At 37.8% G+C, this 23602-nt stretch carries 26 protein-coding genes and 1 tRNA gene; 11 read left to right on the top strand and 16 right to left on the bottom strand.

Features of this window, described 5'->3' with window-relative positions; all coding sequences use genetic code 11:
* Positions 1-116: 116 nt before the first annotated feature.
* The 11 genes from EDD61_RS06985 to EDD61_RS06935 all read right to left on the bottom strand — a co-directional run bounded on the left by EDD61_RS06985 (position 117) and on the right by EDD61_RS06935 (position 7881).
* Positions 117-395, bottom strand: coding sequence for a hypothetical protein (locus tag EDD61_RS06985; RefSeq protein ID WP_132224768.1), 279 nt, complete (start codon positions 393-395; stop codon positions 117-119).
* A 37-nt stretch (positions 396-432) separates the two neighbouring features.
* The gene (locus tag EDD61_RS06980) at positions 433-630 is read right to left on the bottom strand and encodes a hypothetical protein (protein ID WP_132224766.1); all 198 of its coding nucleotides are present in this window, start codon (positions 628-630) and stop codon (positions 433-435) included.
* 245 nt (positions 631-875) lie between these two features.
* Positions 876-1346, bottom strand: a complete 471-nt coding sequence (locus tag EDD61_RS06975) for a hypothetical protein (RefSeq protein WP_132224764.1) — start codon at positions 1344-1346, stop codon at positions 876-878.
* A gap of 402 nt (positions 1347-1748) precedes the next feature.
* Positions 1749-2423, bottom strand: coding sequence for a GntR family transcriptional regulator (locus tag EDD61_RS06970; protein WP_008979241.1), 675 nt, complete (start codon positions 2421-2423; stop codon positions 1749-1751).
* Positions 2424-2448: 25 nt separating this feature from the next.
* Positions 2449-3534 (bottom strand): DUF871 domain-containing protein, encoded by a 1086-nt coding sequence (locus EDD61_RS06965; protein ID WP_132224762.1) that lies wholly within the window; start codon positions 3532-3534, stop codon positions 2449-2451.
* 25 nt (positions 3535-3559) lie between these two features.
* A complete protein-coding gene (locus tag EDD61_RS06960; protein ID WP_008686897.1) occupies positions 3560-4039 on the bottom strand; it encodes a DUF3284 domain-containing protein in 480 nt (159 codons plus the stop codon).
* A gap of 67 nt (positions 4040-4106) precedes the next feature.
* Positions 4107-5486 (bottom strand): glycoside hydrolase family 1 protein, encoded by a 1380-nt coding sequence (locus EDD61_RS06955; RefSeq protein ID WP_132224760.1) that lies wholly within the window; start codon positions 5484-5486, stop codon positions 4107-4109.
* Complete coding sequence (locus EDD61_RS06950; protein WP_008686893.1) at positions 5480-5662, bottom strand: hypothetical protein; 183 nt, start codon at positions 5660-5662, stop codon at positions 5480-5482. Before EDD61_RS06950 ends, EDD61_RS06955 begins: the two co-directional genes overlap by 7 nt.
* Before the next feature lie 42 nt (positions 5663-5704).
* On the bottom strand, positions 5705-6019 hold the full coding sequence (locus EDD61_RS06945) for a PTS sugar transporter subunit IIA (RefSeq protein ID WP_008686891.1): 315 nt from the start codon (positions 6017-6019) through the stop codon (positions 5705-5707).
* 63 nt (positions 6020-6082) lie between these two features.
* A complete protein-coding gene (locus tag EDD61_RS06940; RefSeq protein WP_008686890.1) occupies positions 6083-7507 on the bottom strand; it encodes a PTS sugar transporter subunit IIC in 1425 nt (474 codons plus the stop codon).
* A gap of 71 nt (positions 7508-7578) precedes the next feature.
* Positions 7579-7881, bottom strand: a complete 303-nt coding sequence (locus EDD61_RS06935) for a PTS sugar transporter subunit IIB (RefSeq protein WP_008686887.1) — start codon at positions 7879-7881, stop codon at positions 7579-7581.
* 316 nt (positions 7882-8197) lie between these two features.
* Between EDD61_RS06935 and EDD61_RS06930 the strand changes: the two genes are divergently transcribed.
* The 4 genes from EDD61_RS06930 (at position 8198) to EDD61_RS06915 (ending at position 11915) form a co-directional block, all read left to right on the top strand.
* The gene (locus tag EDD61_RS06930; RefSeq protein ID WP_008686885.1) at positions 8198-9523 is read left to right on the top strand and encodes a 6-phospho-beta-glucosidase; all 1326 of its coding nucleotides are present in this window, start codon (positions 8198-8200) and stop codon (positions 9521-9523) included.
* 131 nt (positions 9524-9654) lie between these two features.
* Entirely contained in the window at positions 9655-10482 is an 828-nt protein-coding gene (locus tag EDD61_RS06925) for an AraC family transcriptional regulator (RefSeq protein WP_008686884.1), read from the top strand.
* On the top strand, positions 10472-11419 hold the full coding sequence (locus tag EDD61_RS06920) for a DMT family transporter (protein ID WP_132224758.1): 948 nt from the start codon (positions 10472-10474) through the stop codon (positions 11417-11419). The genes EDD61_RS06925 and EDD61_RS06920 overlap by 11 nt, the downstream gene beginning before the upstream one ends.
* A gap of 88 nt (positions 11420-11507) precedes the next feature.
* The gene (locus EDD61_RS06915) at positions 11508-11915 is read left to right on the top strand and encodes a DUF2000 domain-containing protein (RefSeq protein ID WP_008686880.1); all 408 of its coding nucleotides are present in this window, start codon (positions 11508-11510) and stop codon (positions 11913-11915) included.
* Between the two features lie 167 nt (positions 11916-12082).
* Here the strand turns inward: EDD61_RS06915 and EDD61_RS06910 are convergent, their stop codons facing one another.
* Positions 12083-13621, bottom strand: coding sequence for a nitrite/sulfite reductase (locus EDD61_RS06910; RefSeq protein ID WP_132224756.1), 1539 nt, complete (start codon positions 13619-13621; stop codon positions 12083-12085).
* 208 nt (positions 13622-13829) lie between these two features.
* Between EDD61_RS06910 and EDD61_RS06905 the strand changes: the two genes are divergently transcribed.
* Complete coding sequence (locus tag EDD61_RS06905; protein ID WP_008686876.1) at positions 13830-14252, top strand: hypothetical protein; 423 nt, start codon at positions 13830-13832, stop codon at positions 14250-14252.
* A gap of 101 nt (positions 14253-14353) precedes the next feature.
* On the opposite strand, the gene EDD61_RS06900 is transcribed toward EDD61_RS06905, so the two are convergent.
* Both EDD61_RS06900 and EDD61_RS06895 read right to left on the bottom strand, forming a co-directional pair.
* Entirely contained in the window at positions 14354-14920 is a 567-nt protein-coding gene (locus EDD61_RS06900; protein WP_132224752.1) for a sugar O-acetyltransferase, read from the bottom strand.
* A 568-nt stretch (positions 14921-15488) separates the two neighbouring features.
* Positions 15489-15564, bottom strand: a tRNA-Val gene (locus EDD61_RS06895).
* A gap of 226 nt (positions 15565-15790) precedes the next feature.
* On the opposite strand from EDD61_RS06895, the gene EDD61_RS06890 reads away from it, so the two are divergent.
* From EDD61_RS06890 to EDD61_RS06875, 4 genes are read left to right on the top strand one after another with little or no spacing between them, the layout of a single operon-like run.
* A complete protein-coding gene (locus EDD61_RS06890) occupies positions 15791-16906 on the top strand; it encodes a helix-turn-helix domain-containing protein (protein ID WP_132224751.1) in 1116 nt (371 codons plus the stop codon).
* Positions 16894-17094, top strand: a complete 201-nt coding sequence (locus EDD61_RS06885; protein WP_008979254.1) for a PLD nuclease N-terminal domain-containing protein — start codon at positions 16894-16896, stop codon at positions 17092-17094. Before EDD61_RS06890 ends, EDD61_RS06885 begins: the two co-directional genes overlap by 13 nt.
* Positions 17091-17999: an ABC transporter ATP-binding protein gene (locus EDD61_RS06880; protein WP_132224750.1), complete on the top strand. Its 909-nt coding sequence runs from the start codon at positions 17091-17093 to the stop codon at positions 17997-17999. Before EDD61_RS06885 ends, EDD61_RS06880 begins: the two co-directional genes overlap by 4 nt.
* Positions 17996-18760 carry an ABC transporter permease gene (locus tag EDD61_RS06875; protein WP_132224749.1) on the top strand — a complete coding sequence of 255 codons (765 nt, stop codon included), beginning with the start codon at positions 17996-17998 and terminating at the stop codon, positions 18758-18760. The genes EDD61_RS06880 and EDD61_RS06875 overlap by 4 nt, the downstream gene beginning before the upstream one ends.
* A 216-nt stretch (positions 18761-18976) precedes the next feature.
* On the opposite strand, the gene EDD61_RS06870 is transcribed toward EDD61_RS06875, so the two are convergent.
* Entirely contained in the window at positions 18977-19684 is a 708-nt protein-coding gene (locus tag EDD61_RS06870; RefSeq protein WP_132224748.1) for an ABC transporter permease, read from the bottom strand.
* Positions 19677-20399, bottom strand: coding sequence for an ABC transporter ATP-binding protein (locus EDD61_RS06865; protein ID WP_008979258.1), 723 nt, complete (start codon positions 20397-20399; stop codon positions 19677-19679). The genes EDD61_RS06870 and EDD61_RS06865 overlap by 8 nt, the downstream gene beginning before the upstream one ends.
* A 493-nt stretch (positions 20400-20892) precedes the next feature.
* On the opposite strand from EDD61_RS06865, the gene EDD61_RS06860 reads away from it, so the two are divergent.
* A complete protein-coding gene (locus tag EDD61_RS06860; protein WP_008686859.1) occupies positions 20893-21486 on the top strand; it encodes a TetR/AcrR family transcriptional regulator in 594 nt (197 codons plus the stop codon).
* 23 nt (positions 21487-21509) lie between these two features.
* Positions 21510-23582, top strand: coding sequence for an efflux RND transporter permease subunit (locus EDD61_RS06855; protein WP_132224747.1), 2073 nt, complete (start codon positions 21510-21512; stop codon positions 23580-23582).
* Positions 23583-23602: the final 20 nt, after the last annotated feature.

Raw genomic sequence — 23602 nt, 5'->3', positions numbered from 1 at the left:
AATTCTTCAATAAAGTTTTTATCATTCATTCTAAAATTCCTCCAATCCAAAAAGGCAACTACCGTATCTTGATAATTGCCTGTCAATAAAAAGCTGTATAGAAAAAGCAGTCAATCCTAAGACCAACTGCTCTGATCGTAATGAAGTGCTTGTATTTTCTTTACCGCTTCTTGCCTATAATTTTCAATATCCAAAAGTCTTTTTTTACCTGCTGTTAAATACATAATCGGTAAATCAATTTTTTCAAAATCATTCAACAACAATAGTGGTTCTTCACTTTGACAGTATTTCATATATTTCTTTAATCGCTCATCAATATATGTGTCCATGTTGGCATATCCGAACATTTTATCCACATTTTGTAAATAAAGTTTTATAAGTTCCTTTTTATCCATAGAATCCCTCATTTCACTTATAAAGCTTTGATGTTTACTATATAAATGCTTTAAGACCAAGTAAAATAAGCACAATAGCTATTACTGGAACGGGCATCATACAAATAAGATATAAATTTAATTTTTTCTTTGCCTCATCTGTATTTTCTTGTTTCATTTTTTTGATTTTTTGCAAAACAATAACTGGAAAAGAAAGAAAAATAAGACCACCTATTAAAATCATTGCAATATTCATTTACATAATCCTCCTCAATAAGTTTATATATATTTGCCGTGTGAAATAGATACTTTTTATATCACACCTTATAAAATGCAGTTTTACCTTGTAAATACAGCGTTTCCCGTTTGTGAATGTCCATTGTCTTTTGTTTTTTCTGCCCCCCTTTGTTAGATAACGGGGGCTTAATCTTCGCTCGCCGCAGGCTCACTCCGTCTGTTCAACTAATAGCATTACATTACCAAAAAAGAAAAAATTGTATGTTATTTATCTTCTAAAATAGCACCATATTTCGTATGTGGAAGATACTGTATTTTTAAATAAGTATGTTTATCAACATACCCAGAAAATACTGTAAATTCGATTTCATCATTTGTAACTTCATCATATAGAAAAATACTTCTTCTTTCAGAAGATACATCCGCACCACCATGAGCTTGTTCAGTCACATATCCTTCTGCATAGCTATACTGTTTGTTTATGATATAAGGCATATCTAAAACAAAATCTTTCAAATATAAGATTAAAAGGATGGCAATTATCATAAAGACGCCATTCGTCAATCGAAGAAATATTATATCGTTTTTTCCAGTATATTCTTTTTTTATCGCTTCTTTATCAAAAAATATCGCATAAACGAGCTTTCTCTTTTTGATAAGATAGATAATACAAGCAATTAAAGCTATAACAAATAATGAAACCCGTATAAACAATCTAAATATAGCAAAATCCATAATATTCTTCTCCCGTATAAATAAGGTAATTGACAATATTATAACATTTGCAATATAGACCGTCATCCGTTTTCTGCTATATGTTATATATATTTTTTTATCCCATGTTTTTTCAAGAGTGCAAGCATTGCTTACGCAACAAGCTCTTGACAATGCATTCTCTAAAAAATGATAGATAATCAAGCAGAAAAAGGACAAGTTATGCTGTGTTACAGCAACGAAAAGACATCTCATATCTTGTATGAAATGCTATTTTCTTTGTCGTATCAAGGTTCTTTCAATCTAGTAAATTAGTGGTAAATCTCTTTTGCCTTTTCATTCATATTGCTTAAAGTCCCTGTGTTTATGCAGATGATCAGATTTTTAATCTTTTTTATAGAAAAAATACCTGCAGAACAGGTATTATGAAGTAATTTCGATTGTTTTTTCGAAAGGGTTATAAAACGTTTTTATGTAAACCAGAGGTTTACCATTTTTACTGCGAATCGTACTTTCTGCCATAATGATTGGTGTTGTAATCTTTATTTTTAACTGATTGGCATATTGTGCAGGCACGATCATTGGATGAAATCTTTGGGTTACCGTCCCCTGTTCAATATAACTGTTCAGATTCAGCAGCTCTTTTAAATGGTTAATTTCATCGTCGCTCACCAAACTTCGGATGAAATATACCTCTTCTACACTCAATGGACGATGATTAATCTTATTGACGCGTACTACTCTCAACATATAATCCGTTTCTTTTATTTCTAGGTAAGGCGCCATTTCTTCGGCCTTTTTTACAGAAAAATAAATAACGCTGAAATCCATGGCATCATGTTCCTGTAATAATTCTGAAGTCAGATTTTTCTTAATCAGTTTACGGTCAGCAACAAACGTACCCTTATTCTTGTCGCGATATAACACACCTTCTTCCACAAGCTCATTTACAGCATTGCGGACGGTCATACGACTGGCGTCAAACCGAATTGCCAGTTCGCGCTCAGATGCTATCGGTGAATTCACTGGTTTCCCATTGATCTCATCTAATAGCTGTTGCTTAATTTCGAGGTAACGTGGGGTAGCCAAGTCATTCACCTCCCTTTCCGATGAAGCGTTTATCTTATTTCATAAAGCCAAAAGTCAGCCATGGTTTAATATAATCCAATAACATGGTTTCGTTGGCTGGAATATGTCCAATAACATTTTTCCTTCCATCATTTGGCATATCTTTCAAGACAATGTGCAATTCCCCTTTGTAACGTGCATACTTATCATTGATAATGACAACATCGCCACGTTTCAAATCTCTTGTATTCTTTGGTGGCACACTTTCTTTCGCAAAGGTTACCCGAGGCATGGTACTTCGTGCCATGTATTCACTCATATCACCTCTGACAAAGTGTGGATGTTCATATAAGATTTTCTCTTCTGTAGGATGTAAATCCGCCTCAAAATCAATCTTAAAGGTTAATTTACCCGGATCAATCTTGGATAATATAGCCAATTCTTCTTCACTGGCGAAGCAGTTGGCAATGATAACATCATCTACCAAACGTGTCGCAAATAAATGTCTTGCGGCAACATCAACCGGTAAATCACGATGCATTTCTAAGGTACATAAGCCTTCATTGACCGGCCAAGGTCCAAAGGTATTGGGCTGTTGTGAAGAAATAAAAGCAGCCACCTTAATATTTTGCGCCTTAATATCGCTACTGCATTTTGCAAAGTGTGCATAACTCAATCCACTGTAACGCTGTGGATAAAAGTTATGACAGGTGATGATCGTATCCAAATTGGGATAATGACTCATGATGTTATCTAAATATTTTGTACCTAAACTGGCATTGATTTCAATTTTCAAATGTTCTGGATTATAGGTCATTTGTGCTTCCTTCAAAGAATCGAATCCCTCATCCAGACGAATGCCATCTGCATGCATTTCTTTAAAGAAAGAAAGATCATCATAGGATACGCCTAAACGTTCAAAGACGAAAGGCGCGACATCCAAGATAACTTCCATGCCATAAGTGTGTGCATGGTCCATCAGTTCGCGAAATTCTTTGACGATTTCTTCCCTGCTTTTTTCCACACTTAATAAACATGTAAAGATCCTTTTGAAACCATATTTTGCCGCCAGTGTGATATACTCTTTGTCCTTTTCCAAAGTGGAATGCTCCGGATACAGACAGATTCCTAATCTAGCCATGATTAGCCTCCTTTGAGTTGACAGCCTATGCTTCTTGGTTATCTTCTATTTTATTTTCTTTTGCTTTTTCTTCTTGTGCATATTTTTCAACGGCTCTTAACAGTCGTGTTGCACGTTTTTTTGCTCTACCTTTATAAAACAAGTTCATAAGCTTGAAGTTCCAGTCACTGCTTCTGTTTCTTCCTTTAAAATCTTCGCTATAGGTTACGCCGATACGACCGTCTGCTAAATCTTCAATCTCATAGCTTAACGTGTTCACCCCTCCATAAGAGGAAAACTCGGCTTTGTAAATATGCGGTGGATCCCATTCTGTGATATTGATATCCACTTCCCCTTTGCGTCCTACTTTATTCTTCATCGTTTTCTTATAAGAAAACCCTTTATGAAGCTGTTTGACACGTACCTTTTTCCCAGTTGCTTCAGAAATATCGTACGCAACAGATTCAGCGATGTGCTTGAAGAAATCAGCTGCATCAATATATAACAATTCCTGTACCTGTATCATCTTGCTCACTCCTTAAAAACGCTTATTTATAAAGGTATTATACATAAATCTCTCTTGTATTATAAATCTATTCAAAGCCATGGTGTTCTGCCAGTTCTTTAAACCAGCGACCACTTTTTTTAATGATTCTTTCTTGTGTTGCAAGGTTTAGTTCTACCAAACCATAACGATTCTTATAGGCATTCAGCCAGCTCCAACAATCAATAAAGGTCCAGACATGGTAACCGATACAATGACTGCCTTCTTTTATGCCTTTTGCCAACCATGTTAAATGGTCTTTAAAGAATGCTATACGATAGTCATCTTCAATTCTTCCATCTTTACGGAAGCGTTCTTCATTTTCCACACCCATACCATTTTCCGTAATCATCCATTCAATGTTGCCATAGTTATCACGAATATTCATCGCAATATCATAGATCCCCTTTGGATAAATTTCCCATCCACGATAAGGATTCATCTTTCTTCCCGGCATTTCATAACGATCAAAGTAATATTCTGGTGTAAAAGGAGCATCCGGATTAGGCATATTGGCTTTTGCACAAACCCGCACCGGCTGATAATAATTAACCCCTAAGAAGTCAACACGATTTTCTTTAATCACTTGCAAATCTTCTTGTGTATATGTTGGCATTAAGTCATGTTTCCGAATAATTTCAACTAACATGGGATCATATTCACCCTTAACAGAAGGATCCAGAAAACTCTTATTCGCAAACAATTCGGCGATTGTAGCCGCTTTTACATCTGCCGGATGATCACTTCGAGGATATGCCGGAGTCAAATTTAACACGATACCGATCTTGCCTTCCTTATCAATCTTGTGATATTCCCGAATGGCTAGGGCACTGGCAAGTGCTGTGTGGTATGCTACTTGAACTGCCGCTTTGGGATCTACCTTACATGGATAGTGATAACAACTTAAATAACCACATTCCACATGGACAATAGGTTCATTAAAGGTAAACCAATGTTTTACCTCTTCATGGAATAAGGTAAAACAAGTTTTTGCATATGCTTGATAATATGCAACTACCTGTCGATTTTCCCAACCGCCGATTTCCTGCAAAGCTGCTGGCATATCAAAGTGATATAAATTCACAAAAGGCTCAATGCCATTCGCCTTTAATTCTTGAAATACATCTTTATAAAAGCGAACAGCATCTTCATTGATTTCACCATATCCTTTTGGGAACAAGCGCGACCAGCTGATAGATGTCCGAAAAGAATTGTGTCCGGTTGCTTTTAAAAGCTGGATATCACTTTGATAGTGTTCATAAAAAGTGGAAGTTGTGCCTGGACCAATTTCATCATGAAATTTAAATGGTTCTTGTTCATACCAAAGATCCCAGATATCTGCTCCTTTATCATACGCAGTATGAGCACCTTCGCATTGTGTAGCGCTGGTTGCGCTTCCGAAGAAGAATGATTTTGGAAATTCTACCATTTCCCATTCTTCCTCCTTTCCTTTTGGGCAGACTTTTTCAGAATGATGACACCTAACAAAACAATCGACAATCCTCCAATGATCATTGGAAATGGATTTGCCATTTGTTGTGAAAACATAATAAATAATAATCCGATACCGATCATAAAGACCTGCCAAGATGCCCACTTTTCCATACGTATTACCTCTTTCTTCATCATTTATGTTGATAAGTTTCCTTATTTGTTTTCAATTTTTTTATTTAATGCGATAAATTTTTCTGCCAGAATCTTAAATGATTCAGCAGACATCAATTGATCCTCTGCATGAACCAGCAGTAATACAACTTCTGTGTTTTCACCGTTTGCTTCTTTTTGAATCAGCTGTGCATGTGCACTGTGTCCACCGGTGAAGAATTCATCGCCTTCTTTAATTTTTGCTTCAGCTTCGTCGAATTTACCCTGTTCTGCCAGATCAATTGCTTCAATGTAGCTTCCTCTTGCCATACCTACTGCAGAAATGATCTGGAAACAAATTAGTTCAATACCTTCCATGGTTATATTCTCCTTTTTTAAAAAAGCAGAGAAGGGATTTTCCCCTCCCTGCAAGTGTACTGCTTATTCTGTGTCAAACTGACCTTCGTTTTCTTTTGCTTGCATACGGTTTGCCAACATAACGAATGGTGTCCATAATACAAAGGAAACGCCCAAACATAAGATTGAAACCAATGCAGCAAGAATGTTACCGCCAGTTCCCATAAATGCGTAGATACCAACAGGCATAACCCAAGGTACCTGAACAAATACAGGAGGAATAATGCCAGCCATTGTAAAGCCTAAAGCGATAGCTGCACATATAGGTGGAACGATCAGCCAAGGAATGATATAAATCGGATTCAATACAATTGGCATACCGAAGATAACAGGTTCATTGATATTGAAGATACCCATAGGAGCTGCTAATTTTGCAACGGCCTTAGAATCATCTCGTTTAGAGAAAATCAGGATGGCAATCAGTAAACCTAAGGTTACCCCGGAACCACCCATTTGTGCATAAGCATCAAAGGAGCCACGTGTCCAATCGTAAGGCATACCGACAGTTGTATGATGTTTATTGAAGAAATCCAAGTTTTCCAGCAACGCAGGTGTATACACACCCTCGATAACTGGTGCCATAACATTGGAACCATGCAAACCAAAGAACCAGAACAGCTGTACCAAGAAGACAATCAGGATAACACTGAAGAATCCCTGCGATAAGCCAAGCAAAGGTTTCTGAATATATTCAACGATCAAGTCGTTTGGATAAGAGCCAGTGCAAGCAACACAAATTTGTGTTACGATACCAAATACGTAAATAGCAATGACACCAGGAATGATAGCAGCAAATGCGTTACTTACTGCTGGAGGTACAGAATCAGGAAGCTTGATCGTAATTTTCTTAATCATTAATTTAATATAGATCATGCTAGATAAGATACCAACAATCAGACAAGTAAACAATCCACTAGCACCTGTATAACTGGAACCTAAATAGCCCCAACCGCTGGCACCATGTAAAACAACGGCTTTTCCGGCATCATTTAAGGCAACATCTAAACCGGCACCCTTTAAAGCATCCAGTGCAGAAGTTGCAACACCTGGTAATTCATAATCAAAGATAGCACTTTGTCCCATACAAGTAACAACGGCAGCAAATGCAACAACGCCACCGGCGATTGGGTTGACATCATAAGATTTTGCCAGATGATATCCTAATGAGAATGTGAAACACAAACCTAAAATAACTATAGAGCCAAAGTAAACGTTTCCGTTTACATTGATGATTTGCTGCACATTAGCAACAAATTCATTGCCTTCACCCCACCATGTATTTGGTAAATCGCGCAGGAATACGTTTAGCAATACTGCCAAACTACCTACCATGGTAACCGGCATGATGGAAATGAATCCATCACGGACAGCAACTAAATGTCTTTGACTGCCGATTTTAGCAGCAATTGGCATAAAGTGCTTTTCCATCCAATCCATAAAAGCATTCATAATTTTTCTTTCCTTTCACTAATTGAGTTTTTGCGTTTTGAGTTTGAGTTAAATTTAAGCTGGTAATTGTGTTATTTCCCCAGCAGTTTCAGTGCTTGATCTAATACTTTCGCACCGTTCATCATCGCATACGCCTGCATGTCGATAACAGTTACCGGTTTCTCTCCGGCAATACCCTTCATTTTTGACTCCAGGAATCTAACCTGAGGTCCCAACATCATAATATCAGCGTTGCCAATATTATTTGCTGCTTCTGCATCACCTACTGCCCAAATTTCAGCTTCGATACCTCTTTGTGCGGCAGCATCTTTCATTTTGTTTACCATCAAGCTGGTTGACATTCCGGCAGAACAAACAAGCAGAATTTTAATCATGTGAATTCCTCCTTTCCACTTGGTATATACCACTTTACACACTTATGATAACACGTTTAAAAATTTATGCAACCGTTTTCTTTCTTTTTTTAAAAAAAGTTTTGAGCTATCATATTTGTGACTATATGCGCATAAAATACAATAAAGAAAGGATTTTATTTGAATTAATAACATAATAAGAAAGAAAGTTAAGAAAAACCTCACATTCGTATGGACACGCTTACACAGGTATGTTATTATGGTATAGACCACTTGGGTTTATACGGTCAATTCATTCAAATGGTATAGTCCACTTTACAACGATGAGGAGGCATTTATGAAGAAAGATACAGTTAAAATTGTAACAATCGGAGGCGGCAGCAGTTATACACCAGAATTAGTGGAGGGATTCATTAAACGTTATGATACCCTACCGGTTCGCGAACTTTGGTTAGTTGATATTGAAGAAGGCAGAGAAAAGCTGGAAACCGTCGGTGCTCTTGCGCAGCGAATGGTTAAAAAAGCCAATCTTCCTATGAAGGTCATTCTCAGCTATGATCGTCAAGAAGCCTTAAAGGATGCTGACTTTGTAACAACACAGATGCGTATCGGTCGTCTTCCTGCACGCGTGGAGGATGAGCGAATCCCATTATCGCATGGTATGATTGGTCAAGAAACCAATGGTGCCGGCGGTATGTTTAAAGCTTTCCGTACGATTCCCGTCATTCTTGACATTGTCAAAGATATGCAGAAACTATGCCCAAATGCATGGATGATCAACTTTACCAATCCTGCCGGTATGGTCACTGAAGCCATACTGCGCTATACTGATTTTAAAAAGGTGATTGGCTTATGCAATGTTCCTGTGAATATGGTTGCTGGCATTGCCAAGATTCTCGGTGTTGAAGAAAACCGTGTAACCTTAGAGTTACAAGGTGTAAATCATTTTATCTTTGCGACTGATGTTTTTGTCGATGGCAGTTCTGTCATGGATACTATCGTGGAAAAGTATGCAAATGTGACTGCTGAAGATACGCTTGCAATGAAAAACTTTATCTCTTTGCCATATTCTCCTTCCTTTATACGCGGTTTACATGCCATACCATGTCCCTATCATAATTACTATTTCTTTACAAAGGAACAGCTGGACGAAGAGCTGGAACAATGGAAAGAAGGTACGGTGCGTGGCGAAGTTGTATCACAGGTTGAAAAAGAACTCTTTGCCCTGTACAGCCATCAAGAACTAGATGTCAAACCGAAACAGCTGGAACAACGTGGCGGTGCTAGATATTCTGATGCCGCATGCAACTTAATTCAGTCTATTTATAATGATACCGGTGATATTCAGTACGTAGATGTAAGAAACAACGGAGCGATAAGCAATCTGCCTCATGACAGTGCTGTTGAAGTAGCCTGTCGGATAACCGCGGATGGTCCTAAACCTATCGCAACCGGTGAATTAAAATGTACCATTAATGGTTATGTACAAATGATGAAGTCGTTTGAACGCATGGTCGTTGAAGCTGCTGTCACAGGGAACCGTGATTTGGCAGTGACCGCATTAAATATGAACCCTCTATGTCCAAGTGATGAACTGGCCAATGTGGTCATCGATGAATTGTTAGAAGCACATAAAGCTTATTTACCACAGTTTCAAAAGTAATGTTTAACATAGAAAAGAGTCATTTTATGGAATGGCTCTTTTCTTTATGCCAAAATGACATTTATGTGATATCCTACAAGAAATACTTATCGCTTCATGATAAAATAAGGACATTGGAAAGGAAGTATTCTATGGAAAAGGAACACCGTGAAGTATGGTTTGATAATGATTTGCAAATTGAAGCTTATCAGCTGCATGGCATTGTGCAAAAGTTTCCAAACCATTTTCATCCGTATTATGTCATTGGCTTTATTGAAGGCGGCAAGCGTCAGATGTGGTGCCGTCATAAAGAATATGTATGTGAAAAAGGCGATATGATCTTATTCAATCCATTAGATAATCATCATTGCGCTCCACTTGATGATTCCATTTTGGATTATCGAGCTGTTAATATTCAGCCCGAGGTCATGCAAACGATCATGGAAGAGCTCTTTCAAACAAAGCAGCTTCCTCATTTCACGACACCGCTTATTAAAAACTGTGAATATACCCAGCAGTTATCCTCACTTTATCAGGCAATCATGGAACAGGCTTGTACTCTAGAGAAAGAAGAAGCATTATACTTTCTGATGCAGCCACTCATGGAAAACTATATGGAAATAGAAAAAGAAGATGCACCGCTAGAGGAACCAATACAAAAATTATGCGCATATATGGAAGAACATTATGCAGAAAACATTACACTGCAAACGCTAAGCGAACTATCGCATTTCAGTAAATCTTATTTATTAAATGCCTTTACTCGACAAACCGGAGTATCCTGTTATCGCTATTTACAAACTGTTCGTATTCATCAGGCAAAAAAGATGTTAGAAAAAGGACTCTCTTTGAAAGATGCCGCAATGGCAGCCGGTTTTAGTGATCAGAGTCATTTTACCAATTTTTTTAAAATGTTTATCGGACTGACACCAAAACAATACCAGCGTATCTTCCTGAAAGGAGCTATGCATGACGAATAATCGAAAACAAGGACATCTATGTGCCTTTCTCACCATTTTCATATGGGGCACTACCTTTATCTCAACTAAAATTTTATTAACCGACATGACCCCTTTACAGATTTTATTTACCCGCTTTGTGATTGGCTATCTCACGCTATGGATCATGTATCCGCATCGTTGTACACTAGAAGATAAAAAACTGGAACGCTGGTTTGCAGGTGCCGGACTTTGCGGAATTACCTTATATTATCTGTTAGAAAATATCGCTTTGCTGTATACACAAACGACCAATGTCGGCGTCATTATCTCGATTGCTCCTTTTTTTACTGCTTTCTTAAGTTCAAAGATCATGAAGGAATCCTCCAAAGGGCGCTTCTTTTATATAGGGTTTGCTTTGGCAATGCTTGGTATCTTACTTATCAGCATACCGGATAATGCCGGTGTATCCTTTCATCCTTATGGCGATGTATTGGCTTTGCTAGCAGCTCTTGTTTGGTCCATCTATTCTCTGCTCTGTCGCAAACTTTCTACTTTTCATATGACAACCATTGGCATAACACGCAGAACCTTCTTTTATGGTTTACTCTTCATGATACCAATCATTCTAACGCAAGATACCTTTCACGTTTCACAAATCTGGCATGGTGGTTGGCCTGTAATCGGCAATTTACTATTTTTAGGCTTTGGTGCCTCGGCATTATGCTTTGTCACCTGGAACAAGGCAGTATCTATTTTAGGTTCTATACAGACAAGTGTCTATATTTACTTAGTGCCTGTCATTACCGCATTGACATCTTTTCTTATCTTACAAGAATCCATCAGTATGAAAAAACTGATAGGAATCATCTTTACTATATGCGGCTTATTTTTATCACAAGATTTGCAAAAGAAAGAAAATGCCGCATTATCTCTTCATAAACAAGCAAAAACAAGTGTCCCAAAAGACATCTGCTGATCTTATGAAATACATTATATAAAAGTAATAAAAGGAAGGAGTAAGTATACGATAGCTTTACAAGATAGATCGTATACAAAAAAACATTATGGAAATTAAAAGTGTATGTATCTTATGGGAAGATTTACCCCTTGGCATCATGGCCAATACAGCGGCTATTCTTGGCGTATCCTTAGGTAAACATGCGCCGACATTAGCGCGTGAGGATGTTTATGATAGCACTGAGGGAAAACATCCCGGCATTGTGCAGTACCCACTGCCCATTCTTAAAGCCAACCAGGAAACTTTAGCTTCGATCTACCAAAAGGTCCAAACGATGGAAGATGTTTATTTCGTTGACTTTACCAACATTGCCCAAAGTTGTTTAGACTATGACGACTATATTCAAAAGATGAAAAAGGCTACACAAGAAACCATCGAATATTATGGTATTGCTTTGTTAGGTCCTAAGAAAAGCATTAACCGTTTAAGTGGAAGTCTGCCTTTGCTTCGTTAAGAAATCTAAACGATTGCTAGAATAAAAAAGATGGTGTTTCCTGTCTTCCCCGTTTAGGGAGTAGAATCTACATCATCTTTTTATATGCATGGAGTTGAAATACTTGATACCATTTCTTAATTCAAAAAACGCTTTTACCCTATTTTATATATATTCTTTGTCCTAATCTATTTGATATACTTCTTTAAAATGGCTTCCATTTCATCAGCGTTATGGGCAATCCATGTCTCATAAGATTCACCATGCGCACTGACATGATCGGCAATCGCCTGTAAAAACAAACAAAGATCATCTGCCAATACAGCACCTACTATATCCCCAAACCGGGTATCTTTGGCATGATCATTCCCATACAAGCTTACTTGAAAAGCCGGATATGGCTTTTTATCAATCACCTTGACTGTACCCTGAAAACCAATAGCTCCGATTTGATTGGTTCCACAAGAACTGGTACAACCGGAGATAAAGATACGCGGTAAGACATCTGCAGGATAGTCCTTTTCTCTAAAGTACATGATAGCTTCACGTAAAGTACCTTGAGAATCACGCAAGCCTACCTGACATATGGATGCGCCAATGCAAGAAACACTTTCCTCAAAACGATTGCGTGCTCCATCCTCTGTAATAGCCAGCACCGCTTTCGCCTCATCAGCTGTACAATTGATGATATAAACTCCTTGTTGTGGGGTGATACGCAATTCTACATCTTCCATGTCCTTGATAGTTTCATAGATCTGACGTAATTTCTGAGGTGCCAGACAGCCGCCAAGTGGATGATAATACACGGCATATAACCCCTGTTGTTTCTGGGCAATCACACGACGATCAGACAGTGTTTTATCCCCTGTTTTCTTTAGCACAGGTTCTTCAATATGTACCATCAAATTCTCGCCGCGCAACGCTTTTTCTACCTTATCCTGATAATCCTGAAGCAATCCATCTACCCCAAGTGTATCCTGTAAATATCGTGTTCTTGCTTTCGCACGGTTTACATAATCGCCATGTTCCATAAACATCAACACCATGGCAGATACATAAAACAGAATCGTATCCGGCTGTACATGATGACCAACCTTCACACCCATGCGAGGGTTATTTCCCAAGCCTCCGGCACAATACACATCAAAAGTATGGTCGGCATTTGCACAAAATCCTAAATCACGGAAATTGGCATGGGTTTCATTCTTATCCGAACTACTGAAAGCTACCTTTAGCTTTCTTGGTAAGGTAAACTTATTAACAATGCTTAATAAATAATCCCCAACACATTCCGCATAAGGGCGTACATCAAAATACTCATCCGGATCTACACCACTAAGTGGTGAACACATAACATTACGTGGAAAATCACCACCGCCGCCACGACATACAATATCATGATCCAAAGCATCTGACATGATATAGGGAATCTCAGTTCCACTTAAATCATGCATCTGAATCGTCTGACAAGTTGTAAAATGCAGTTTGGTAACACCGTGCTGTTCACTGGTATCACATAAAAACTTTAATTTATCCTTCGTTACTACCCCTTGGTTCATACGCAGACGTAACATAAACGTCTGTGCACCACGCTGTGCATAACTGCCAAAACCACCGCTGAATCCTTTAAAATCCTTCACGCTGATTTGCTTATTTATAAATTGCTGTGTCTGTTCATGAAACAATCGTATCTCTTCACGCAATTCCTCTCTTAACGCATCTTTCACTTACTTTACCTCCATAGTGTCATACCTCGATATCTTAGCATACATCAAGAAAAAGGACAAATAAGGAAATATTTTCATAAGATAAAATATTCTTATCTATCCAATATACATCATTTCATTTTCTATCCCTCATAAAGAACTCACTTGTATAGTATCATGAATTTCTTTATAATAAAGGAAGTGTATGAGAAAGAAAGAAGGAATGACTATGTTAGATCTGCAAAACCACAAAGAATTCTTATGGAGATATACCCTAAGCTATGGGGATATAAAAACGAAAAAAGATGATCATACAACCTATGTCTTCCCTTTTCAAAATATAACATTTACCAACAAAGAGGATTGGGAAACATATAAGACTCCAGAACTAAAGGAACAGCTGTTTGCATGTAACAATCTAGAAGAAATCTTTGATTTCATCTCCTTGGAATATCAGGATTTCTACTTTATGGAAATCAGCGCTCATCTGCATGAAGCCGATGACCAGCCTTTGTATTCCTTATTATTGAAAAAGACTTATGAGAATGTGGGAATAACTGAATACATCACCAAGAACAATTATCTTCATCTGCTGAAATTTGCGGATGAAGCAACCGCTGCGTATCTTCAAGAACAATTAGACAAACAATAAGTGGGATAAAGAGAGTATTTCTCTAATATTTCATAAGCAAATCAGAAGGCTGTAGCGTATAGTAGCTTTCAGTTAAGCGTAAAAAAAGCGATTGTCACAAGTTATTGGCAATCGCTTTTCATTCGTGCTTCTTCTTTTATAGAACGAATGATGCGACATGGATTTCCAGCGGCTAATACATATGGTGGAATATCTTTTGTGACTACGCTGCCTGCCCCAATCACACTACCTTTTCCTATCGTGACTCCTGCCATTACTACCGTATTGCCACCAATCCAAACATCTTCTTCAACATGTATAGGTAATGCATACTCTAAACCTGCTCGACGATCTTCTATAGAGAAAGGATGACCAGCTGTATAAAAAGCACAGTTTGGTCCCACAAACACATGATCTTCTACATGTATTTCAGCAGCATCCAGCATGATGGTATGCATATTCAGATACACTTGTTTCCCTAAGCGGATATTGGTCCCATAATCACAATAAAATGGTTGTTCAATAATTAGGTCATCTTCCATTTCCCCTATGATAGCTTGTAAGACTTTCTTACGTTCTTTCACAGCTGTAGGCAGTAGCTGATTATATTGGTGACACAGATCATGACATTGATTGCGTTTTGCGACAAGTTCTTTATCATAGTTTGCATCATAAAGTATCTTTGTCATGTAACACACCTCTTTCTTTTAGTATTATGATATCATAATTTGTTCCCATTTAGCTGATTTTAAAAAAGCACTGCCATAGGTTGTTTATCCGAAGCTTATGTACAAACTCATGTTATTTTTCTCATTCGATCTTTCAGTTCCCTATTTGCTGTTGGAGGTTTTGATAATAAAATAGCGCTCCTAATCAAGCAGTACCATAGGTTGTTTATCCTGAGCTTGTACAAACTCATGTTATTTTTCTCATTCGATCTTTAGTTCCCTATTTGCTGATGGAGGTTTCAATATTAAAAAAGCGCTCCATTCAAGCAGTACCATAGGTTGTTTATCCTGAGCTTATGTACAAACTCATATTATTTTTCTCATTCGATCTTTAGTTCCCTATTTGCTGTTGGAGGTTTCGATAATAAAATAGCGCTCCTAATCAAGCAGTACCATAGGTTGTTTATTCTGAGCTATGTACAAACTCATATTATTTTTCTCATTCGATCTTTAGTTTCCTTTTAGCTGATGGAGGTTTCGATATTAAAAAAGCGCTGCCATTCAAGCAGTGCCGTGGGTTGTTTATTTATGGTGGAGGTTGAGGGACTTGAACCCCCGACCCTCTGCTTGTAAGGCAGACGCTCTCCCAACTGAGCTAAACCTCCATCGGTGATTCATATATTACCATAAAACAACTAATCATGCAAGATATATTTTAAAAATAGCACTATTATCTGTACTATAATCTTACGTATTCCACCTGCATCACAACGATCAATGATTTTGCCAAGTTTCCTATTAAGCAACTTTTCTTCTTATTGTTGCGACACAATCCATTGTTTTATACCTATCTTCCACTTATAATGAAACCAAGAAAGAAGGTTAGAATTTATGAAACCACTAAAACTTGGAGAAAATATCGCTGCCTTACGCAGAAAAGCCAACATCACACAAGATCAATTAGCCAACTGGATCGGCGTCAGTAAATCTTCTGTTTCAAAATGGGAAACCAACACATCCTATCCGGATATCATTTTTCTTCCTCAGCTTGCCACTCTATTCAATGTCACTGTGGATGAACTCATGGGATATGAGCCACAGTTAACACAAGAAGCTATTGTTGAACTCTATCATCAATTATCTGATGAAATCGCCCACGACAGTGATGAGGCTTTGAAGCATTGTGAAGAATTGTTGCATACGTACCACGCATGTTTCCCTTTCTTATATAAGATGATTGTTTTGTATTTGAATCATGCCACATTATTTAAAGACCCTGCAAAGATCTTAGATGAGGCATTAAAACTTTGTCACTATGTAGAAAAAGAATGTAAGGATCCAACCTTGACAAAAGAAACCCTCACCTTGGAAATTATGGCATACATTGCCAGCGATAAACCCATGGATGCCTTACAGCTGTTAGGAGAAATCCCACGTCCGATTGCGCAAGACAGTGAACTTACTGCCGCTTGTCATCAGAAATTGGGAAATATGGAACAAGCGTATCGTATTTTGCAGACATCTGCCTACCAGCATTTGTTGTTTCTAATTCAAGATTCCATCTCTTTTATGATGCTGAGAATAGATGATTTAATAGCATGCGAAAAAACCATTGCGAAAGTAAAAAGTCTTTTGGAACTGTATCAGATATCGCATATCCATCCATATACAGCCTTTCAATCCCTTCTTGCCATCGCACAGGTATATGCTCATCATCACCTTTACGAAGAAGCTTTTAAGGAATTGACACATTCGGCTGATATCCTTGCTACAACGAATATGGATAAATTACAGAATCAAGACGATTATTTCACCGAATTAAACAGTTGGCTGAAAGAGATTACCTTAGATACGCAGCCACCACGCAATCGCACGATTGTCATTGAATCGCTATTGCAGATTATCAACGAGTTACCGGAATTTCAGCCTATGAAAAAAGATCCCCGTTTTCAACATTGTATCCGCATTTTACTGCAGAAAAAGGAGGAAACCACATGCAGACCTTAATTGATCATTTACCACTGCTTTTACCTTTAATCATCATTGAATTGACCTTAGCCTTTAGTGCATTATTTCATGTTCTACGTCACCCTCATTATCGTTTTGGTAATCGATATATCTGGATTTTCGTTGTCTTATTACTACAATTTTTCGGGCCAATTATCTATTTCGTATTCGGAAGAGGTGAAGAATGATGAATGTATTGGAACTTCATCAAGTAAGAAAAACCTTCGGCTCTCATGACGTCTTAAAAGGGGTGGACTTCTGCGTCCCTGCACATAGTATTTTAGGTTTTATCGGTCAAAATGGGGCCGGTAAAACAACTACTATGAAACTTATATTAGGTTTGCTGCCAAAGGATGCCGGTGAGATTCAGGTTTGCCAAGAAACGGTAAGCTTCGGTAATACAAAAGCCAATCGCCATATCGGTTATCTGAGTGATGTTCCTGCCTTTTATGATTATTTAACCCCTTATGAGTATTTACAGCTCTGTGCATCAATCACACATATGTCTTCCGCAGATTGTAAAAGAAAAAGTGAAGAGCTCTTAACATTGACTGGTTTATGGCAAAGTCGCAAGAAGCGTATCGCAACATTTTCTCGCGGTATGAAACAACGTCTTGGCATTGCACAAGCTCTGTTGAATGAACCGGATTTGCTTATTGCGGATGAACCGACGTCTGCCTTAGATCCCATCGGACGTAAGGATATCCTATCCATACTGACACAAATTAAGGATCATACAACCATTATTTTTTCCACTCATATCTTAAGCGATGTAGAGCGTGTCTGTGATTCCTACGCTATTCTTCATGATGGCATTATCCAACGACATGGCAGTATGCAATCCATCAAGGAAAAGGCCAGTAATAGGATGCAATTGGAATTCATGAATCCTGAATCCATGCAGCATTTTCTTTCCAAAACACAGTTTAGCACCAAAATTTGTACGGATACAGAATTGCAGATCACACATGATAATATGTCACAGCTGCAAAGCAAGCTTCATCAGGAATTATTGCAACAAAAACTTTCCTTGCGCCGTATGGAAATCGTTGAACCGACCTTGGAATCCCTATATATGGAGGTGGTAAAATGAATGCCTATCTAGCTTTTTTAAAGAAAGAATTTTACGACTATCTGCGCAGCTACAAGCTCTTTGTACTTATGATGGTGTTTCTGGCTTTAGGATTTCTGAACCCTATCAGCGCACGGTATCTTCCTGAAGTTGCGGCAAGTCTTTTACCAGATGGCATCCAAATACAATTACCACAACCTGAGGTGATGGATTCATGGGCGCAGTTTTATAAAAACATTTCGCAAATTGGTATCATCATCCTATTAATTGTTTTTAGCACCATGATTTCTAATGAATTGCAAAAAGGAACATTGATTCATCTATTAACAAAAGGTTTATCCAGAACCACCATTCTATTAGCGAAGTACAGCAGTGCTTTACTAGTATGGACATGTTGTTATGGCATTAGCTTTCTTGTCACATATCTGTACAACTTCATGTTTTGGCCTTTGACAAATGTGCCACACTTATTGTTAGGCATCTTTTGTATATGGTTGTTTGGTTGCTTGCTGTTGGCATTGTTATTATTAGGTGGTGTACTTACGAAAACAAGTATCGGCTCTTTATTATGTACAGGAGGGTTCTTCCTTATTTGTATGGGCATGTCTTTATTTCCTCCGTTACAGGAAATACAGCCTGCTATTCTTATAACAAATTCTATCTCTTTACTACAAGGACAAAGTCTTCCAGCCGATTATCTAGTGCCTATTCTTCTTGCCCTACTTTTGATTGGCATTTCTTTATCTAGTGCCGTGGTGATATTTCGCCATCAACAGCTATAAGATGCATATGCTGTAAAGCTGTAAATACAAATACTCTTTTTCATCCATTCATAAACACCCACCAATTCCATGATATGTGCTAGTTTCATGATATGTGCTAAGTATGCTCGACAGGATCACTATCGTAAGGTTTCCTCTTATAAAACAAAATCCCTTCTGTGAAGTCAAACATCACAAAAGGGATTTTCCTTTTTAAAGTATCTTGGTGAAAAACAGTCACTTGATTTCTTGTCGATTGAAACAGAAAGCTCCGATATATGCGAAGAAAAGTATAATAATCGTTACGATTCCTAAATGCAACATTGTCACTGTATTAACATTTACTTGTTCGATTGCCGTAGCAACGCTGCCTAATTCATAATCGGCAAGTCCACTGATATGTAAAAAGCTTCCAACATAACCAAAGGCAAAAGCTCCAAACAAATAATATGCAAAGGATAAAGATACAGCTAACGCGGCGCTATGTATAATACTTCCCAATAAAAAGAAGATAACTGTATAGTTCAATACGACTACGGCCTGTAACAACACAGCTTTAATGATAAAGAAAGCATCCATTGTTACCGTTGCTCCGCCATACACACTGAAGCCTACCGACATGATGGCTTCAATCAAAAAGATTCCCATACAGCCAATATAGGCAGCCAATAATTTCCCTATATAAATGCTAGTTCGACTGATTCCTGCACTAACGACATTTTTCATTGTTCCATCGTTATAATCGGCCTGGGCTACACTGATGGCAACAAGCGCACTAAATAATGGCACAATGCTTGCTGAGGAAGCAATCGCATCTTGAAAGCTGATTTTCTCATCCGTCATAAGACCTAAAGCCAGATAAATACCAAAGGATAACAATAAGATAAACCAATATGCTTTATTACGTTTTAGCTTAAATAACTCCGCCTTTACTACCTTATGCATCTAACTCACCTCCGGCAATTTTAATGAAGAATTTTTCTAAATCTACTTTGTTGTTTTTGACTTCTTCTTCACTGATTTCTTTTACTAACTTACCTTCCACGATAAACCCATAACATGTGGCGACCTTTTCCATTTCCCCCAAGATATGACTGGAAATAATAATGGTCGTACCTTTTTTATTCAGATCCAATAAAATCTTACGCACATTCGCAATTGCAATCGGATCTAAGCCATTGATGGGCTCATCTAAAATTAATAATTCCGGTTCTCCTAAGATAGCGCAAGCAATACCTAAACTCTGCCGCATTCCTAGCGAAAAACCTTTCACTTTCTGTCCGCGTTTTTCATATAAGCCAACCTTTTTTAACGCCTCATGGATGGCTTTCTTTTTATCCTTTAACCCTAACAAATCAGCACGCAACATTAAATTATCATATGCAGAAAGTCTGGTTATAAAAGCAGGTGTTTCTATGATGGAACCGATACGGCTTCGTTCCTGGTTCATTTCTTTACCCTTCTTACCAAATAGCTGAATTTCTCCCTTGGTTGGTTTACTTAACCCCAACAGCATTCGCATGAATGTTGTCTTACCGGCGCCGTTTCGCCCAATCAACCCATAAATACTCCCTTTTTTTACACACATCGATATCGCATGATTTGCTTTATATCCTCTGTATTCCTTTGTTAAATCTTTTGTGACGATGATATCCTCCATGATATTCCCTCCTTCAAGAATAAAGCTTACCGTATAATGTCTTATTCTTTATGTACCATCATAACAAACAAATCACGTGCTGCGTAATTTTCAAATAACTTTTATTACCGAAAAGCTAACCGAAATCACCAATGTCGATACAATTTTCAAATCTATATCAGCAAATACCTTCATCTACCAATATGCTTTCTTTAACAACCATCATAATAACTTATTGTATATATTCACGCACAACCATCTATTCTCCTTTCATCGCCATAACGTATTTCATTTTTTAAGAACTAATATATTTCTTATTTACGCTAGTATCGTTTTCACCTTTTATAACCAGAAACCCCTTTCACGTATAGTATTTAGACAAATAAAAAGAACTGTCTAAAGAACTTCTTTTTCTACTGCATATAAAATATTGACTGTTCGTCATTTTTGCCATATCCTTTTCACGGTCATAAAAAAATGACTTAAAGTCATTCAGGAAAAGAGGTGTAACTATATGCGAAACAAGGTTCTGATGAATAAGAATGAGAAACGCCGCAGGATTGAAGAAGCTGCCTTGCGCCTATTTGCGAAAGAGGATTTTAACCGCATATCCATCGACCAAATTGTCCAGGATGCTCATGTAGCAAAGGGCACTTTCTATCTTTACTTTCATGATAAGGTACAACTTATCAATCATCTAATCGTGAAGAAAAGCTCTTCCATCATTGATGAAGCATTAATGAAAGCCAAAGAGGAACAGATTGATGATAAGATCGAAGAATTGATCTTTCTTGTAGATTATGTCATTGAATTTTTCAAAGCCAATCCCAGCAGCATTAAGATGATCCAGAAAAATCTATCTTGGAGCGTCATCGGCGGTAAGCTTGGCGATGATGAATATGAGGTCGTGAATCATCTGGAGGATTTTCTCAGCTATTTAATCAGTTTAGGTTATCAAGAACAGGAAGCCTATCAACTGATTTTTATGATTCTAGAGCTTGTTTCAACCGTATGTTATTCCTCTATTGTATTAAAACAGCCGGATAGCATCGACAATTTAAAACCGATGCTATATACGACGATTCGCAAAATGATCAAACGATCTTAAAAGAAAGATAGGAGCGTGGAGGTATGAAGAAATTATCTGATTTCATTGTTAGAAAAAGAAATCTGATTCTGTTAATTGCGGTACTGCTGCTGATTCCAAGTGCGATCGGTTATGCACGTACCAAAGTCAATTATGACTTATTGAGTTATCTGCCAAAGGATGTAGAATCCATGAAAGGACAAAAATCATTATCAGATGATTTCAACCTTGCCAGCACCGGCATGCTGGTAGTAGAAAATATGCCGGATAAAAACGTTGCGGAATTAAAGAAAGAGATTCAAAGCATTGATGGTGTAAAGGATGTCTTATGGCGAGGCGATATCTTAGATATCAGTATCCCGAAGGAGGTCTTGCCAAAAGATGTCAAAGACATGTTATATTCGGATAAAGGAACTCTGATGGTTATCACCTTTGAGGAAGATGGCGCATCGCAAAGAACGATGGATGCCATTCATAAGATCAAAGGTTATAGTGAAAAACAGTGCTATTTGGGTGGTTTCTCTGCCGTATCCGAAGATATTAAGGATTTAAGTGAAAAAGAAACACCATTATATGGAGTCACGGCCATCATCTTGTGTGTCATTGTCTTATTTATGGGATTGGAGTCATCTATTGCCCCCTTTATCTTCGTCTTGGGAATTGCTTTCCCGGTTGCTTATAACTTTGGTACTAATGTATTCCTCGGCGAAGTTTCTTATATCACAAAAGCCTTAGCGCTTGTCTTACAGTTAGGTGTTACCATGGACTACTCTATCTTCCTGTTGCATCGTTATCAGGAAGAAAAGAATAAAACAAGTAATCGTGATGAAGCAATGTCAAATGCGATTCAGGCAACCTTTACTTCTATCACCTCATCTTCAGTTACAACCATTGCCGGTTTCTTAGCATTATGTGCCATGCAACTGACCTTAGGAAAAGATATTGGTATTGTCATGGCAAAAGGTGTTATCTTTGGTGTCTTATCCACGATTATTATCCTGCCATCTCTGTTGATGCGTTTTGATAAGTATATTGAAAAATGGAAACATCCAATTATCTTGAAGGAACCTAAGAAACTGCCTGCCTTCTTAACAAAGCATTATAAAGGCATTCTGGTAATTTTCTTAGTCTTGTTCATTCCGATGGGGTATGCACAAAATCATACCAAAGTCTATTATGATTTGAGTGCCAACATGCCACAGGATTTTGCCAGCATCATTGGGACAAATAAATTAAAGGATCAGTTCCATATGACAACCACCCATTTCTTACTGGTGGATGAAAATTTAGAAAACTATCAAATTAAAGAAATCTGTGATGAAGTGGAAAAACTAAACGGTGTTTACAGTGTCGTTTCCTATGAGAGTCTGATTGGTGGAAGAATTCCGACACAATTAGAGCCGGAAGCCGTTAAAACCATTTTAAATAATGGCGGTAAAAAAATGATCTTGGTCAACTCAACGTATCGTGCGGCTACGGATGAAGAAAACAAACAGTTAGATAAGATTGACAACATCATGCACAAATATGATAAACATGCCGTGATTGCTGGTGAAGGAAGCTTAACGCGAGACTTGATCACAACAACGGATATTGACTTTAAGATGGTTAATATCTTATCCGTATTAGCTATTTTCTTAATTATTGTAATTACCTTTAAATCTTTAGCATTGCCAGTAATCCTCGTTGCGTCGATTGAATTTGCTATCTGTATCAATATGGGTATTCCATACTTTACCGGTAGTGTGTTGCCATTCATTGCCAGCATCGTTATCGGAACGATTCAATTAGGTGCTACGGTTGATTATGCAATTTTGATGACAACGCGTTATAAAGAAGAATTAAGTAATGGCAAACCGGTCATTGAAGCAGCGCGTGAAGCCGCAGCCAAATCGGCCCCAAGTATTATCACATCCGGTTTATCCTTCTTCGCAGCCTGTATCGGTGTATCCTTCATCGCGAAGATGGATCTGATCAAGAGCTTGTGTACGCTGATTTCACGAGGCGCTGTTATCTCTATGCTGGTAATTCTTCTGGTATTGCCTGCCTTGTTGATTATCTTCCATAAAGCGATTGAAAAAACAACAAAAGGTTGGCCAAAAGCCAATTTGAAATAAATAAGGAAAGAAAGAGGTTG

Origin of the sequence: Longicatena caecimuris (assembly GCF_004341945.1) — a bacterium.
Taxonomy (GTDB): Bacteria; Bacillota_I; Bacilli_A; order Erysipelotrichales; family Erysipelotrichaceae; genus Longicatena; species Longicatena caecimuris.
Note: the sequence above shows the minus strand (reverse complement) of the source record. Positions and strands in the feature narration are given on the sequence as shown.